Origin of the sequence: Microlunatus endophyticus (genome assembly GCF_014646195.1) — a bacterium.
Lineage (GTDB): Bacteria > Actinomycetota > Actinomycetes > Propionibacteriales > Propionibacteriaceae > Microlunatus > Microlunatus endophyticus.
Map to the genome: position 1 here is coordinate 180,027 of NZ_BMMZ01000003.1, position 16,044 is coordinate 196,070.

Genomic DNA, 16,044 nt, shown 5'->3' on the forward strand with positions numbered 1-16,044 from the left:
ACCGTCCGGTCCGCGGGGCGACCTGACCACGAACGCCGGAAGGCTGAGCCGGCACAGAAAGAGTGCAGATGGCGCCAACGCGTGCGACGATCCACGATGTCGCCTCGGCAGTCGGGGTGTCGCCCGCGACCGTATCCCGTGCATTGGCACGACCCGAGCTCGTCGCCGCTGCGACGGTGGAGCGGGTCCGGCTCGCCGCCACCGAACTCGGCTACTCCCCCAGCCCACAGGCCCGCTGGCTGCACACCGGCATGTCCGAGGCGATCACCCTCGTGCTGCCTGACATCACCAACCCGTTCTTCCTCGACCTGATCCGTGGCGCCCAGCACGAGGCAGCCCGCGCCGGCTACACCCAGATGCTGGTCGACACCGAGGAATCGACCGAGCAGGAGCGGACCCACCTGCTGGCCGCACGAAAGACGTCCGACGGCGCCGTCCTCGCCGGCCCGCGGCTGTCGGACGCCGATCTCGCCGAACTGTCGCAGCTGTATCCGATCGTCAGCGTCAACCGGCGGATCCGCGGAGTGCCCAGCGTCCTGGTCGACACCCCACCGGCTCTGGCCGCGGCCGTTGATCATCTCGCCGGGCTCGGGCATCGCCGGATCGCCTACCTGGGCGGTCCGGAGTCGGCCTGGTTCAGCCCTCGCCGCTGGCAGGCGATCAAGTCGGCCGCTATCCGCCACAAGATCGACTGCGAGCATCTCGGCGCCCATCCGCCGACGCTGGACGGCGGCCAGCGCGCGGCGCCCCAGATCGCAGCCGGCCGGGCGACCGCCGTGATCGCGTACAACGACGTCCAGGCGCTCGGACTGCTCCGCGGTCTGAGTGCGCTGGGTGTCGGAGTCCCCGATCAGATCAGCGTCGTCGGTTGCGACGACGTCTTCGGAGCCGAACTGGCCTATCCGTCGCTGACCACGGTGACCGGTTCCGCGGAGCGGGCCGGAGAACTCGCCACCCAGGCATTGATCGAGCGGATCGCCACCGGACGGCTCCCCCGCCGGCAAAATCGCTCGGTCCCCGCCGAGCTGACGATCCGGACCTCGACCGGACCGGCGCCGCGATCCGTGCCGCACGGGCGACGGCAACCCCGCTAGCGACCCCGCCTCGGTCACGAGTGCTGCTCGGGGTTGGTCCAGTACCAGCACTCGGGGTCGTACATCGCCGGGCTCGGTGCCTCCCAGTCGTTGATGTCGCCGCCCAGCGCGAGGTTCCCGGCAGTCGGCACGTTCTGCAGGTCCCGGTTCTTGGTCGTCACCCCTTGGTAGTTGGCGGTCGACCCGAGGAAGAATGGCCCCTCCTCGACGTGGATCTTGATCATCTGCCAGACCAGCTGGTTGCGCTTCATCTCATCGGATTCGCTGATCGCCTGGTTGTAGAGCGAGGTCAGCTTCTCGATCGGGCCACCGGCATCGGGCTTCATCCGTGGCGGATGTCGCTTGATCGGCGCGACGTCCAGTTCGGTCTCGTTCTTGCCGGTGCCGGTGTAGGTGAACCAGCTGGCCTCCAGCGGCGCCCAGTAGCTGTTGCTCACCGGCAGCAGCCAGGCGGGTGCGCCGAGGATCGTTCCGGCGTTGCTGGCCTCCCAGTTCGTGTGCGACATCAGCGATCCCGAGGTCCATTCGTCGGCGAAGGCACTCGGAGCGATCGGGACCCGCAGCATCCGCAGCCCGATCTTCTTCATGTCGGAGACGAGTTGATCATCTTTCGCGGCGCCGTCCTTGCCGATGTCGGCCGAGTAGGGGACGTCGATGGTCAACTTGCTGCCATCGGGGAATTCCACATAACCGTCGCCGTTGACGTCCTTCAGCCCGAGTTCGGCCAATAGCGACTTGGCCTTCGCGGGATCGTAGCTGTTGTAGGCGTCGCGCCACTGCTTGTAGGACTGCGGGCCGTCCGGGTCGGCATGGAATTCCGCGGTGGCTGTGCCCAATGTGCCGGTGGTCAGTTCGCCGGTGCCGAAGTACAAGGTCTTCTGCGTCGTCTTCCGGTCCCAGCCGTAGGAGATCGCCCGGACCAGCCTCGGGTCACGGATCAGCTTTCCGTACTTCTCGTCCTTGGCGATGTAGTCGTAGTTGAAGAAGAACATGTCGCCGGTCCCGGATCCCGTGTTCCACAACAGGATGTCGTAGTTGCCGGAGTCCTTCTTCGACGACAGCGTCGACACATCACCGAGAGTGATGTTGTTGAACCGCCCGTGGCAGTAGTCGACGGTCCCCTGCTGGATCTGGAGCAGGATCGTCTCGGCCTTCTGCTGCATCGTGAACTGCATCTGGTCGATGTAGGGAAGCTGGTCGCCGTTGGTGTTGATGACGTAGTAGTACGGATTGCGCTCCAGGGTGATGCCGTTGTTGTTGTCGAAGGTCTTGCACTTGTAGCCGTTCATGGTCGGCAGGTCAGGGTTGCGCTTGAAGTCGGCCTTCTGCTCCCACAGTCCGCCCGTGACGTCCCAGTCCTTTCCGACCTTCTTGTTGTATTTCGGATGGAACTGCTTGAGATAGTGCTTGGGCAGCACCCAGATCGGCCCGTTCCCACCGGGACCGTTGACCCAGGTCGCGAGCTCGTCGGGGAACAACGGCGCCGGCGTGTCCCAGGTCAGTGTCAGGGTGTTGTCATCGGTCTTGTGCATCGTGACCAACTTGCCGCTACCGGAGACGTTGGACGCCGGCGGCACCAATGCGTCGTGGCCGGGAAGCACCATGTCCTCCCACCAGAAGAGCACATCGTCGACGGTGAAGGGGTGCCCGTCCGACCACTTCATGCCCTCACGGAAGTGCAGCGTCCACTGGGTGGTGTCGTCGTTGGCCGACCACTGGTCGACCAGGCCGGGCCCGATGTCCAGGCCGTCATTGAGGAACCGCAGCAGCGAACTGCCGTAGAAGAACTCTGCCACCGAGGACGCATTTGCCGCACCCGTCGTACCGAACACGACCATCTGCAGCTTGCCGCCGTACTTGCCGGCGCCCGTCCACCGGTGCGGGATCACGTAGGGGTTCTTCGGTAGCCGCTGGTCGACCGGCGGCAGACCTTTCCCCTTGAGCGCCGGCGATTCCTGGAACGATGTCGGTCGCGCCACAGGCTTGGTGGCATCACCCTTCTTCGCACTCGTTGTGGACGCATCGGTGTCGCCGGAGTTGCCGGATCCGGAATTGTCGGATCCGGAGGAGTTCTTGTCGCTGCCACTGCTGCATCCGTAGAGCAGCGCGCTGCCGGCGGCAAGCGCTGCCCCGGACAGCAGGCCGCGTCTGGTAATGCTCACAATCTGGACCCTTCTGTAGCGCAGCTGGAAAGAGGTTCCGAATGATCAAGCGGGGTCAGCACACGGGCCGGCGGCGCAGCATGGGTGCCGTCATGAGTCGTTCTCCCTTGAACTTGCCTCGCGCGGTTGCAGAAGATCCTCGGGTCGCCGAGATCATCGGCGTGACTCGGTCTAAGTTTCGAAAGTTTCCGCAAGGATCTCGGGTTCACTATGAACGAGTTGGAACAGCAGTGTCAAGGCCGGCTCAGCCTTGAAGCCAGGATCGGGTCGACCAACCACCGTTGCCCGCGCGGCTATGGTTTGATGATCGCGCTGCACGGAGTTTCGAAACGTGAGGAGTGCCCACTGTCGCCCGCCGAAGATCGTCCCACCCTGGCCCAGATCGCTGCCGCCTCGGGTGTCTCGGTGTCGACCGTCTCCAAGGTGCTCAATCGTCGTGGCGATGTCGGCGCTGCCACCCGGCAACGCCTAGAACAGGCCCTGTCCCAGTACGGCTACGTCCGTCGCCGGCAGACCGAGCCGAGCCTCGAACCGGTGCCGACGATCGATCTGGTGGTGCGCGGGCTGGACGGCTCCTGGGCTGCGAGCGCGGCCAGCGGTGCCGAGGCCACGGCGTACGAGGCCGGATTCCGGGTGGTGATCTCGGTCGCCCGGCCGCCGACCGAGCAGGGTGATTGGGTCGATGCGGTGATCGCCGCCGGCAGCCAGGGTGTGCTGCTCGGACTCGTCGACCTGGTCGGGGACGAACTCCTCCGACTGCAGCACGCGAACATCCCGTACGTCGTGATCGATCCGCTGGCAGATCCACCGACGGGCGCGTACTCGGTCGGCACCAGCAACTGGGCCGGAGCCCACGAGGCGACCCAGTACCTGATCGACCACGGCCATCGCGCCATCGCCCTGATCACCGGCCCGGCCCAGCACCTCTACGTGCACGCCAGGATCGCCGGTTTCCGGTCCGCGATGGCCGCTGCCGGCCTGACGGTACGTCCCGAGCACATCCGGCACGGCACCTACGATCGAGCCAGCGGCCGGGAACTCACGGCGGCCGTGCTTGCCACGTCGCCGCGGCCGACCGCGCTCTTCATCTGCTCCGATCACATGGCGATCGGCGGCTACGAGGCGATCGCCGAGGCCGGTCTGAAGGTGCCGGACGACATCAGCGTGGTCGGCTTCGATGATCTTCCTGAGGCGCGCTGGGTGCACCCCAACCTGACCACAGTGCGGCAGCCGATCAAAGACATGGCGGCCAGCGCGACCAGCACCCTGATCCGGCTGATCCACGGGGTTCGGGTGGATAGCCGGCGCCAGGAGCTGGCCACCGCGCTGATCGAGCGGGAGAGCACCCGCGATCTCGGCCACCGGCCCGCCCGCTAGCTTCTCCCAGCGAGCCGTCCACGGCGCCGCTGAATTGCGAGACCGACCCTTGACAGCCGGGTTCCGGGCGCCACTAGATTGGTCATCGCCGTCCTAAAGTTTTCGAAACTCCAGCTGGGTGCGCTCGCCCCAGCGGGCTCATGATCGGCGCGATTCAAGGGAGAACCCGACCAGAATGATCACCCAACCGGCTTCCGGCAGCAACGACGTCGACCTCGACGCTCCCATCCGGGCCCTCGTCTGGGGCGAATACCGCCACGAGCGACGCGAACCCCACGTTGCCGAGATCTATCCGGACGGCATGCACACCACTATCAAGGAGGGGATCGAGGAGAATCTCGGCGACGCGGCCGTCGTGAGCACCACGACGTTGGACGAGCCCGAGCACGGGCTGACCGAGGAGGTGCTGGCCAACACCGACGTCCTGCTCTGGTGGGGACACGCGGCTCACGGCGAGGTGGCCGACGAGATCGTCGAGCGCGTCCACCAGCACGTGCTCTCCGGGATGGGCCTGATCGTGTTGCACTCCGGCCACTGGTCCAAGATCTTCGGCAAGCTGATGGGCACCACCTGCACGCTGCGCTGGCGCAGTGAACATGATCGTGAGCTGGTCTGGACCGTCGACCGCACCCATCCGATCGCCCGTGGCATCCCGCACCCGATCGAGATCGAGGCGCAGGAGATGTACGGCGAGCAGTTCGACATCCCGACACCGGACGAGTTGATCTTCATCAGCTCATTCAGCGGCGGCGAGGTCTTCCGGTCCGGCTGCACCTTCCGCCGGGGCAATGGCAAGATCTTCTACTTCTCCCCCGGCGACCAGGACTTCCCGGTCTATCACCACAAGGATGTCCGCCGGGTGATCGCCAACGGCGTCCAGTGGGCCCGGCCTGCCGTGCCCCGGACACTGCCGACGCTCCGTCGGCACGAGACCGGGGAATTCTTCGCGGGCAAGGAATACCAGAGCGCATGGCAGAACAGGCAGGCGTGATGATCGGCGATCCGATAGCAGTCGTCCAGGTCGGCGCCGGCTCGATGGGGCGCGGCTGGCTCGCGACGATCAAGAAGAATCCCGATGTCCGCTTGGTCGGTCTGGTCGATCTTGATCTTGACACGGCCCGCGCCTCGGCGGCCGGCACCGGTCACGATGGTGTGCCGGTCGCCCGCTCGCTGGACGAGTTGGGCGTCGAAGCCGACGCGGTGATCAACGTGACCGTCCCACAGGCGCATGCCCCGGTCGCCCGGCAAGCCCTGGCAGCAGGGCTGCCGGTGCTCTGCGAGAAACCGATCGCGCCGACCGTTGCCGAGGCACAGCAGATGGCGGCAGCAGCGGCGGCAGCGGGCAAGCTGTTGATGATCAGCCAGTCCCGGCGGTATTTCGACGGCTTCCGGCAGTTCCGGCAGGTGGTCGGCGGTCTCGGGACGCTCGGGTCGGTCAGCTGCGAGTTCTTCAAGGCGCCGCATTTCGGCGGCTTCCGGGACGCGATGGACCAGCCGCTGCTCGTGGACATGGCGATCCACACCTTCGACGCCGCACGGGCCCTGATCGGGACCGATCCACTCAGCGTCTACTGCGAGACCTTCAACCCTGCGTGGAGTTGGTACGCCGGCGACGCCGCCGCCAGCGCTGTCTTCGAGTTCCCCGACGGCATCCGCTTCAGCTATGTGGGCTGCTGGTGTGCCGACGGCCAGCAGACCTCGTGGAACGGCACCTGGCGGGCGAACGCCCAGGACGGAACGGCGATCTGGGACGGGGACAACGCTCCGACGGTGGAACGGCTCGACGGCAGCACCGACGTGCCGCCCGCACCCGGGCTGCCGGAGCAGATCGCCGGCTCGCTGGCCGAATTCGTCGACTGCCTGCGCACCGGGGCAGAGCCGGCAACGACCGCCTCGGCCAACATCGCCAGCTTGGCCATGGTCGAGGCGGCCGTGCTGTCGTCCGACCAGGGCCGCCGGGTGACGCTCGGCGAGGTCCTCGGCGGCTGATCCCTGAGCCTGTCGAAGGTCAGGCCAGGGTGAGCGCTGCCCAGGACAGAGGCGGCAGCTCGATCGTGAGCTGGTTGCCGTCGATCTCGCACGTCGTCAGCTCGCTCAGCGTGACCCGGTCACGTTGCTCGAGGGTGTTGGCGGCGTGGCGGTCATCGTCGGCGATCAGCACCGCACTCCGGACCGTGACACCGGGCAGCGCGGCACAATCGACTTCGATCGAGCTCGATGCCTGATGATCACGGTTGACCAGGAACAGGCTGGTCGTCCCCGAAGCCGGGTCATGGGTTCCGGCGGCCGCGATCGTCGCCACCTCGCCGTACGCGTCCGTGTCGTGGCTGTCGGAGTCAAGGGTCAGTCGCAGCGACGAGCCGACCGCACGCCGGGCGGTCTCGGCGAAGGGATAGAAGGTCGTCTGCCGCCAGGCAGGGCCGCCCGGCTCGGTCATGATCGGCGCGATGACATTCACCAGCTGCGCCAGGCTCGCGGCCCGGACCCGGTCGGCGTGGCCGAGCAGCGAGATCAGCAGATCGCCGACCACGACCGCATCGGTCACCGAGTAGACGTCCTCGAGGATCCGCGGTGCTCGTGGCCAGTTGTCGATGCCGCGGATGGTGTTCTTCTCCTTGTCCCGGACGTTGTACCAGACATTCCACTCGTCGAAGGAGATGTTGATCTTCTTGCTGCTCTTCAGCCCGGCACCGACCGCATCGGCGGTCGCGACCACGGACTCGATGAAGCGGTCCATGTCGACCCCGGAAGCCAGGAAGCTGTCCAGATCGCCCTCGTGCTCCTCGTAGTAGGCGTGGCAGGAGATGAAGTCGACGTCGTCGTAGGTGTGCTGCAGCACCGTGTGCTCCCAGCTGCCGAAGGTCGGCATCCGGCGGTTGGAGCTGCCGCAGGCGACCAGCTCGACCGACGGGTCCAGTTGCCGCATTGCTTTGGCTGTCTGGGATGCGAGCTTGCCGTAGTCCTCGGCGCTGCGGTGTCCCAGCTGCCAGGGGCCGTCCATCTCATTGCCCAGGCACCACATCCGGACGTCGAAGGGCTCTGCGGCGCCGTTGGCGACCCGCTGATCGGCCAGCGCCGATCCGGCCGGCACGTTGGCGTATTCCAGCAGGTCGATGGCGTCCAGGACGCCGCGGGTGCCGAGGTTGATGGCCATCATCGGCTCGACGCCGGCTGCCTTGGCCCAGGTGATGAATTCGTGCACCCCGACCTCGTTGGTCTCGGTCGAGTGCCAGGCAAGATCAAGTCGCTTCGGGCGCTGGTCACGCGGGCCGATCCCATCCTCCCAGCGGTAACCGGAGACGAAGTTGCCGCCCGGATAGCGGACCGTCGAGACGCCGAGCTCGCGGACCAGATCCAGCACGTCGGTACGGAATCCGTCGGGGTCGGCAGCCGGGTGGCCGGGCTCGTAGATACCGTCGTAGACACAACGTCCAAGGTGCTCGACGAACGAGCCGAACAGTCGACGATCAATGCTGCCGACCTCGAAGGCCGGGTCGATGACAATACGTGCGGAGGCCATGGGCTGACTCTAATTCATCCCCCTACCTCCGATTCAGCACGGTGATGCGGGGCCATACCCTGTCCCCCGTACGCTGTCGGGGAACGCATCGGACACCATGAGAAGTCGGGAGATCCAACCCATCATGCAGCAGGTGAGGCTTGCCGTCGTCGGGCACCGCGGGGCGATGGCCGAGGCGCCGGAGAACACCATCGCGTCCTACCGCGCCGCCGAGGAGATCGGCGTCGACGAGGTGGAGACCGATGTCCGGATCAGCGCCGACGGGCAGCTGTTCATGTTGCACGACGCCACCCTGGATCGGGTCGCCGCCAGGCCCGAGGGGAAAGAACTCGGCCCGACCTCTGAGCTGGACTGGTCGACGATCAGTGCTGTCGACGTGGGTGCCGGCGAGCGGGTGCCGACCCTGGAGCAGATGTACGCCGCAACCACGCGGACGATCCAGCTGGAGATCAAGGATCTCGCGGTCCTCGACGCGCTGGTCGGATATCTGGATGATCATCCGGCCGAAGCGGCCCGGACGGTGCTGACCAGCTTCTCCGCCGAGGCGATGGCCGCCGTCTCACGGCGGCTGCCGACGATCCCGCGCGGCGTGATCGTCGGATCCTGGGACACCGCGCTCAGCTATCCCGGCGGACCCGAGGCGTTGATCAAGGAAACCGGGTCGTCCCGGGTGCACACCGGCTGGGCAGGGCTGACCGCGGAGACGGTGTCCTCCTTGCACGACGCCGGAGTCGGTGTGCACGGCTGGCCGTGCCGGGAGCGTACGGATCTGGAACGGGCAGTGGAATTCGGCGTTGACGGCACCACCAGCGACGATCCTCGGACCTTGTTGGGCTGGTTCGGATGATCTTCGACCTGACCGGACGGACTGCATTGGTGACCGGTGGGTCGCGCGGGCTCGGCCGCGGTATGGCCGAGGGCCTGCTGGCCGCCGGCGCCGACGTGATCACAGTCCAGCGCGGAGCCGTCCCGGATGATCTTGTGCACTACGCCGCCGATCGAGGGAGTGCGGTGACCGGAGTCGAGCTGGACCTGGGTGACCAGGAGCGGATCGAATCGGTGATCACCGATCTGCTGGCCGAGCGGCAGGTCGACATCTTGATCAACAATGCCGGGCTGCAGTATCGCGAGGACTCGGTGGACTTCTCACCGATCGAATTCGACCGAGTGCTGCAGGTCAATCTGCGGGCCGCCTTCCAGCTCTGCCAGCTGCTCGGTCGCCCGATGCTGGAGCGTGGATACGGCAAGATCATCAACATCGCGTCGATGGTCAGCTGGTCCGGCGGCTACCGGGTCCCGGCCTACGCGGCCAGCAAAGGCGCCATCGCCCAAATCACCAAGGCGCTGTGCAACGAGTGGGCCGGCCGCGGCGTCAACGTGAATGCGATCGCTCCCGGATACATGGACACCGAGATGAACGAGGCACTGATCGCCGACCCCGCTCGCAACGAGCAGATCAGCGTACGGATCCCGGCCGGCCGCTGGGGTACACCGGCGGACATGGCCGGTGCCGCAGTCTTCCTGGCATCGCCCGCCGCCGACTACATCCACGGCGCGATCATCCCCGTCGACGGCGGGTTCCTGGTGCGTTGATCCGCGTCGAACTCGACGGAGGCGGAACCGGGCGGACGGATCAGCCCTTCACCGCACCGCTGGCGAGGCCGCGGACGTAGTACCGCTGCAGAGCGGCGTACAGCACCACGCACGGGATCATGGCGACGACAGCTCCGGCGGCGAGCAACCCGAAGTCGACCTGCCCGTACGCCCCCTGCTGCAGATTGACCATGTCCACCGGCAGCGTGAACAGATCCGGGTTGGTGATGAAGGTCAGTGCGCCGAGGAACTCGGTCCACGAAGCCAGGAAGGAATACAGCGCCGTGGTCGCCACGCCGGGCACCACCAACGGCCACAGCACGGAGAACAGCGTCCGCATGGTGCCGGCGCCGTCGACGTGCCCGGAATCCTCCAACTCGGCAGGAACGCCGGCGAACGAGTTGCGCATCACGAAGACGCCGAAGGGCAGATTCACCGTTGTGTAGAAGAGCACCAACCCGAGTCGGCTGTCGGTCAGGTGCATCTCGTTCATCTGCAGATACAGCGGCGTCAGGATGGCCTGGAAGGGCACCATCATGGTCAGCACGATGATCGCGAACAGCAACGGCGAGAGCCGGAAGCGGAACCGGGAGAAGCCGTAGCCGGCGAACAGCGCGATCGCGGCGGTCAGGATGGCCGTGGAGACCGAGACGATCAGGCTGTTGATCACCGAGCGGCCGAGGTTGCTCTGGGCGAAGAGTGCCGAGAAGTTCTTCCAAGTCACGTCGAAGAAGGTGTGCACACTCGGCGGCGCGGTGATCACCGCGCTCGGCTGCAGGGACCGGAACAGGCCGAACAGCAGCGGGACGATGAAGACCAGGAAGCTGAGCAGGCCGCCGATGACGTACAGGGTCTGCTTGGTGGGTGTATCGCGCTCCAACCCGGTGATCGTTGCCATGATCAGTCCTCCCTCTCCCTGAGCAGCCAGAACTGGGCTGCGGTGATCAGCCCGATGATCACCACCAGGACCAGCGACATCGCCGTCGCCGCCCCGAGCTGCAGTTGGACGAACGCCCGCTTGTAGATCCCCATCACGACGGTCGTGGTGGAGATACCAGGTCCTCCCTGGGTGAGGATGAAGAACTGGGTGAAGGCCAGGAACGATCCGATCACCGAGATGATCAGACTCAACGCGATCGTCCTGCGCAGCATCGGCATGGTGACGTGCCGTTCGGTCTGCCACCAGGTGGCGCCGTCGAGTTCGGCCGATTCGTAGATGTCACTGGTGATCCCCTGCATGCCCGACATCAGCAACATCATCGTCAGGCCCGAGACGGCCCAGACCACCATCACGCAGATCAATGCCGTTCCCAATGGGCCGCTGACCAACCACGCGGTGCTGCCATCGGTGATGTGCAGCCACTTCAGCACGACGTTGATCATCCCGCTGTTGGGCTGGGCCTCCAGCAGCGTCAAGAAGCTCAGAGTCGTCAGGCCGACGACGAAGGGCAGGAAGAACACGGTTCGGAGCAGTTTCGCGCCCCGCCGGTTGGCCCGTACGAGGACGGCAAGGAAGTATCCGAGCGCCAGGATCGGGAAGGTGACGATGGCGGTGTAGATCAGGGTGTAGAGCAGCGACCAGCCGAACTCCGGATCGGTGAAGACCTGCAGATAGTTCTTCAGGCCGATGAAGTGGTAGTCGCCGATCAGTGGGAAATTCGTCAGCGAGATGTAGATCGCCACCAGCAGCGGGACGATCACGAACACCACCACGAAGATCACCGCCGGCAGCGTGAGCAGCAGACCGGTCCGCGGCGGATGGGTCAACGACCCGTCGCGTCGCTGCGGCGTGCTGGCGGCCGGGGTCAGTGTCGTCCGGCGCGCCCCCACGACGGCGGTCATGCCTGGGCCTCCGCGAAGATCCGGTCGTAACCCTTCTGGGCTTCCTCCATTGCGGCCTCCACCTGGCCCTGGAATGCGGCGCGACGGAACATCGCCAGCCATGGCCCGTCGCTCTGGTTGTAGATCAGGTTGTAGGCCAGCGTCTTGGGTGCGTAGCCGAGTTTGATGTTGTCCAGTGTCGGCACCGCGAGCGGGAACTGCTTGCGGAACGCGGGCGTCGCGGCGTCGGACCGGATGGGCGCGTAGCCGCCCTCCGGCAGGTGCTGCTGCTGACTCGGCGTGACGCAGAAGGCCAGGAATTCCCAAGCTGCACTGGCATTCGGGGCGCCGTTGAGCATGCAGAGGTTGTCACCGCCGTCGAAGAAGCGCCTGCCCCCCGTCGGGCCCGGGATCAACCGGATAGTGGTCTTCGCGATCATGTCCTTGCTCGCCGCCGGGACCACCGCGCCGTACGAGGCCGGGAAGATGCCGATCTTGCCGGCCAGGTAGTCCGAGCCCCAGTGCGAGGCGTCGTCGGCGTACGAGAGCGGCGGGACCAGTTTCTCGGCCCACAACGAGTGGACGAACTCCAGCGTTGCACGGACCGCGCCGTTACCCGCGACGTTGCCGCTCTGGGCACCGAGGTCACCCTTGATCAGGTCGGTGTTGGCCGCCCAGATGTGGGGTTGCACGGTGAATCCGAGCGCACCCTCGCTGTTGCCCGGATAGGACCATCCGTAGATGCCGTTACCCAGCTTGCTGATCTTGCGCGCGGCCTCCAGCAGGGTCTCCAGGGACTTGGTCGACTCGTCCACGTCGAGGCCGGCCTTCTCGAAAAGCTCGGTGTTGCAGAACAGCACGGAATTGTCGGCCAGGAAGGGCATCGCGTACGTCCTGCCCTTGACTGTCGCCAGATTCAGGTGACCGGGGCTCAGATCCTGGGAGTTGGGCAGCTTGGAGATCGGGTCGGTGAGATTGGCGAATGCACCGCGATAGATGAACGGCATCGAGTTGATGTCGTCGAAGTCGACGAGATCAGGGACCCGGCCGCCACGGATCGCGGTCGCGAGCTTGGTGACGAACTGCGCATCCGGTACCGCGGTCACCCGGACCCGGATCCGGTCCTGACTCCTGTGGAAGTTGTCGACGATCACCTGGATGCCGGTCTGGGTCGCCGCCCGACACCACACCTCGACCTGACCGCTCCCGTTGCGCCCGAAGGACGCGGCCGAGGTGTTGATCTTGGGCAGGTTGCCCGCACATCCGGCCAGCAGGCCGCCCACTGCCCCGGCGCCGGTGAGCGCGAGCAGACTCCTCCGCGTCAGCGACACGTGTACCTCCAGCTTCGTTGCCGGATCCTTCCGGACCGTCCGCGGACGGTCCCGGCTACTGCACCGGGATCCAGACCCTCATCGGCTGTGGACCGCGATTGGCCCACAGGTGGTACGGAATGGCGACCAGTTCGGTGTCCCGGCGCGCATACTCGGGCCCCGGCTGGCCGGTGTAACCTCCCGGCACCGCGTCATGATCGACGACGGCGCCGGAGGCTTTGATGATCACGATGCCCTCGAGCAGCTCCGATCGCTGTTCGGTCAGCGCCGCGGCGGTGTCCAGGACAAGATCATCCGGTGCGACCGCACCCGGCTGGTCCTCGCGCTCGAGCGCGTACACCAGCGGTCCACGCTCGATCGCGACGCAACCTCGTACGGCGTCGACGCGTGGATCGGCGACCGTGAGCCGCGGCTCCATCGGCAGCTCCAGGACGAGCCGGTCACCCAGCTGCCAGGTCCTGGTGATCGTGGCGTACGTCCCCGGCTCGGCCGGTGCACCGTCGAACGTGGCACCGGCGGCCCAGGCCGGGATCCGCACGCTGATGGAGGTCTCGGTCGCCGGCGCCGATTCGACGGTGATCGTCACCGTCGACTGCCAGGGGTACTCGGTAGCGATCGTCAGGCCGAGATCACCGGCGGTGATCGTGCCCGGTACGTACTGGTGGAGCTGGACGCCGGAGTCGTCGGCCGTGGCGACGTAGCCCTCCAGGCTGGCGAAGGTCCGCATCACGTTCGGCGGGCAGCAGGCGCAGGCGAACCAGCCCTGCCGGCCGTGAGCCACGCTCCGCTCGGTGTCGGCCAGCGCCCGGTCGCGCAACTGCAGCGCATTGACGTAGAAGTATTCGTCGCCGGACAACGAGACCCCGGAGAGGATGCCGTTGTAGAGCATCCGCTCGATCTGGTCGGCATAGGCCGGCTTGCCCGTCGCCAGCAACAGCCGCCAAGCCCACTGCACTCCGCCGATCGCCGCGCACGTCTCGGCATAGGCGCGATCGGTCGGCAACTCGAACGGGTCACCGAACGCCTCGCCCTCCCAGCGCGAGCCCAGCCCGCCGGTCAGGTACTCCTTCTCCGCCGCCATCGAGGCGAACTGCACCTCGAGCGCATCGAGCAGTTCCTGATCATGGATCTCGACGGCGACGTCGGTGGCGCCGGCGGCGAGGTAGACCGCGCGGACGGCATGTCCCTCGACGGTGGTCTGCTCGCGCAGCGGCACCCGGTCGGAGAAATAGGCCGGCGGCAGCCCGTAGCCGGCGATCAGACCGGTGCCGCGAGCGTCGACGAAGTACTGGGCAAGATCGAGATAGCGCTGCTCGCCGGTCTCCCGGTAGAGCTCGGCCAAGGCCATCTCGATCACCGGGTGACCGTCGACATCGTGCCGCAGGTCGGGGCCGAAGGTCCGGGCCAGATGATCGGCGACCTTGATCGCGATATCCAGCAGTTCGCTCCGTCCGGCGGCCCGGTTGAGCGCGACGGCCGCCTGGATGAGGTGGCCGTAGCAGTAGAACTCGTGATGGTGCGGCAGGTCGACATACCGACCGCCGTCCCGGACCGGGACCACCGAATTCAGATAGCCGTCGTCGTCCTGGGCCTTGGCGAGCAGGGCCACGATCTCGAGGATGTCGTCAAGCAGCTCCTGGTCGGGCTGTCGGCCGTACTCCCAGGCAGCCCCCTCCAGCCACTTGTAGACGTCGGAATCGGCGAAGATCGGGCCGATCGCAGCGCCCTCGGCACGACCGGCCGCGACCTCGAAGTTGAACAGGTTCTTGAATTCCCGCAGCTGCTTCAACCCGGTCGGGATGGCCGCACTGCGGTTGCGGTCGGCGCGGGTCGCCCAGAGACCTCCGGTGATCCGGGCCTGTCCGGGTGCGATCGGACGGAATGCCGACCATGCCTGTGCTGTCGGTCGTGCCGGTCCGGCAGTGGTCATCGAGTGGTCTCCTTCGAGCACCTGATCAGGCAGTGCACATCGAACGTGTTGGAAAACTAGGAAAGGCGTTTTCCTAGACGCTAGTGCCGATCACACGATCGCGTCAATAGGCGCTCGGGCACGGAATTTCGCGTACGATGCGGCTCTCACCGCAATGCGATAGGAAACCTGAGAAACGGGAGGTGATCGGTATCAGCGTGCAGCGCCCGGTCAGGATCACCGACGTCGCAGCGCTCGCCGGCGTCTCCCCCGGCACTGTCTCCAAAGCGCTGAACAACACCGGGTCGCTCAAGGAGAGCACCCGGCAGCGGATCAAGGCCGCGGCCGATCAACTCGGTTTCGTCCCGGATCCGGACGCCCGCTGGCTGGCAGCACGGCGCAGCTACACAGTGGGCCTGCTGAGCGTCGACGCCGCAGGCCGCTTCTCGATCCCGGTGATGCTCGGCGCCGAGAACGCCCTGGCAGCGGGAGAGATGTCGGCGCTGATGGCAACCACCCGCTACGACCCGGTGCGTGAGGCGTACCATCTGAAGACCTTCCGGGCCCGTCGGGTCGACGGCATCATCGTCACCGGCCGGACCACTGATCCCAGGCCGCCGGTCGAGACGGACATCCCGGTGGTGTACGCCTTCGCCCCGTCCACCAGCGCCGACGATGCCTCGGTCGTACCCGACGATGCCGACGGCATGACCAAGATCGTCAAGCACCTGCTCGACCGCGGCCGGCACCGGATTGCTCACGTCGGTGGGCTGCCGTACAAGCACGCGTCCGAGGTCCGGGCGGCCGCCGTCACCGCGGCACTGGCCGATGTGGGGCTCGGGCTGGTTACCCCGCCGCTCTTCGGCGAGTGGAGCGAGGAATGGGGTCGTCGGGCCGTTGATCAACTACTGGAGGCGACCCCGGGCCGCGATGATGATCTTGGTGTGGACGCGATCACCTGCGGCAGTGATCAGATAGCGCGTGGTGTGACGGACCGGCTCCGGGAGCTCGGGATCGCTGTCCCGCAAGCGATCGCGGTCACCGGCTTCGACAACTGGGAGGTGATGGCGCTGGCCAGCCGTCCCCCGCTCACCACCATCGATCTGCGCCTGGAGGACCTCGGCCGCCGCGCCGCCGAGCTCCTCCTCGACGCCATCGCCGGGACGCCTCACCACGGCACGGAACTCACCAAGATGGAGCTCATCCCCCGCGCCTCGACGTGATCACCGCCGGCCCC

At 66.5% G+C, this 16,044-nt stretch carries 13 protein-coding genes; 7 read left to right on the forward strand and 6 right to left on the reverse strand.

The window, feature by feature from the left end:
- The first annotated feature begins 68 nt into the window (after positions 1-68).
- Positions 69-1,094 (forward strand): LacI family DNA-binding transcriptional regulator, encoded by a 1,026-nt coding sequence (locus IEY07_RS07700; protein ID WP_188894616.1) that lies wholly within the window; start codon positions 69-71, stop codon positions 1,092-1,094.
- Between the two features lie 14 nt (positions 1,095-1,108).
- Here IEY07_RS07700 and IEY07_RS07705 read toward each other — a convergent pair whose 3' ends face one another.
- Positions 1,109-3,256, reverse strand: a complete 2,148-nt coding sequence (locus IEY07_RS07705; protein ID WP_188894617.1) for an ABC transporter substrate-binding protein — start codon at positions 3,254-3,256, stop codon at positions 1,109-1,111.
- 210 nt (positions 3,257-3,466) lie between these two features.
- Between IEY07_RS07705 and IEY07_RS07710 the strand changes: the two genes are divergently transcribed.
- The 3 genes from IEY07_RS07710 to IEY07_RS07720 all read left to right on the forward strand — a co-directional run bounded on the left by IEY07_RS07710 (position 3,467) and on the right by IEY07_RS07720 (position 6,622).
- Positions 3,467-4,633: a LacI family DNA-binding transcriptional regulator gene (locus IEY07_RS07710; RefSeq protein ID WP_229669829.1), complete on the forward strand. Its 1,167-nt coding sequence runs from the start codon at positions 3,467-3,469 to the stop codon at positions 4,631-4,633.
- 175 nt (positions 4,634-4,808) lie between these two features.
- Positions 4,809-5,624: a ThuA domain-containing protein gene (locus IEY07_RS07715; protein ID WP_188894618.1), complete on the forward strand. Its 816-nt coding sequence runs from the start codon at positions 4,809-4,811 to the stop codon at positions 5,622-5,624.
- Complete coding sequence (locus tag IEY07_RS07720) at positions 5,603-6,622, forward strand: Gfo/Idh/MocA family protein (RefSeq protein ID WP_229669830.1); 1,020 nt, start codon at positions 5,603-5,605, stop codon at positions 6,620-6,622. Before IEY07_RS07715 ends, IEY07_RS07720 begins: the two co-directional genes overlap by 22 nt.
- A 19-nt stretch (positions 6,623-6,641) precedes the next feature.
- On the opposite strand, the gene arfA is transcribed toward IEY07_RS07720, so the two are convergent.
- Positions 6,642-8,153 (reverse strand): arabinosylfuranosidase ArfA, encoded by a 1,512-nt coding sequence (arfA, locus tag IEY07_RS07725; protein WP_188894619.1) that lies wholly within the window; start codon positions 8,151-8,153, stop codon positions 6,642-6,644.
- 133 nt (positions 8,154-8,286) lie between these two features.
- On the opposite strand from arfA, the gene IEY07_RS07730 reads away from it, so the two are divergent.
- Positions 8,287-9,000, forward strand: a complete 714-nt coding sequence (locus IEY07_RS07730; RefSeq protein WP_188894620.1) for a glycerophosphodiester phosphodiesterase — start codon at positions 8,287-8,289, stop codon at positions 8,998-9,000.
- Complete coding sequence (locus tag IEY07_RS07735) at positions 8,997-9,746, forward strand: SDR family oxidoreductase (protein ID WP_188894621.1); 750 nt, start codon at positions 8,997-8,999, stop codon at positions 9,744-9,746. The genes IEY07_RS07730 and IEY07_RS07735 overlap by 4 nt, the downstream gene beginning before the upstream one ends.
- A 40-nt stretch (positions 9,747-9,786) precedes the next feature.
- On the opposite strand, the gene IEY07_RS07740 is transcribed toward IEY07_RS07735, so the two are convergent.
- The 4 genes from IEY07_RS07740 to IEY07_RS07755 are packed head-to-tail and all read right to left on the reverse strand — an operon-like array spanning position 9,787 to position 14,828.
- Positions 9,787-10,644 carry a carbohydrate ABC transporter permease gene (locus IEY07_RS07740; protein WP_188894622.1) on the reverse strand — a complete coding sequence of 286 codons (858 nt, stop codon included), beginning with the start codon at positions 10,642-10,644 and terminating at the stop codon, positions 9,787-9,789.
- Positions 10,645-10,646: 2 nt separating this feature from the next.
- Positions 10,647-11,588, reverse strand: a complete 942-nt coding sequence (locus IEY07_RS07745; protein ID WP_188894623.1) for a carbohydrate ABC transporter permease — start codon at positions 11,586-11,588, stop codon at positions 10,647-10,649.
- On the reverse strand, positions 11,585-12,898 hold the full coding sequence (locus IEY07_RS07750) for an ABC transporter substrate-binding protein (RefSeq protein ID WP_188894624.1): 1,314 nt from the start codon (positions 12,896-12,898) through the stop codon (positions 11,585-11,587). The genes IEY07_RS07745 and IEY07_RS07750 overlap by 4 nt, the downstream gene beginning before the upstream one ends.
- A 55-nt stretch (positions 12,899-12,953) precedes the next feature.
- Positions 12,954-14,828 (reverse strand): glycoside hydrolase family 127 protein, encoded by a 1,875-nt coding sequence (locus tag IEY07_RS07755; protein ID WP_188894625.1) that lies wholly within the window; start codon positions 14,826-14,828, stop codon positions 12,954-12,956.
- A gap of 182 nt (positions 14,829-15,010) precedes the next feature.
- Between IEY07_RS07755 and IEY07_RS07760 the strand changes: the two genes are divergently transcribed.
- A complete protein-coding gene (locus IEY07_RS07760; protein WP_229669831.1) occupies positions 15,011-16,030 on the forward strand; it encodes a LacI family DNA-binding transcriptional regulator in 1,020 nt (339 codons plus the stop codon).
- Positions 16,031-16,044: the final 14 nt, after the last annotated feature.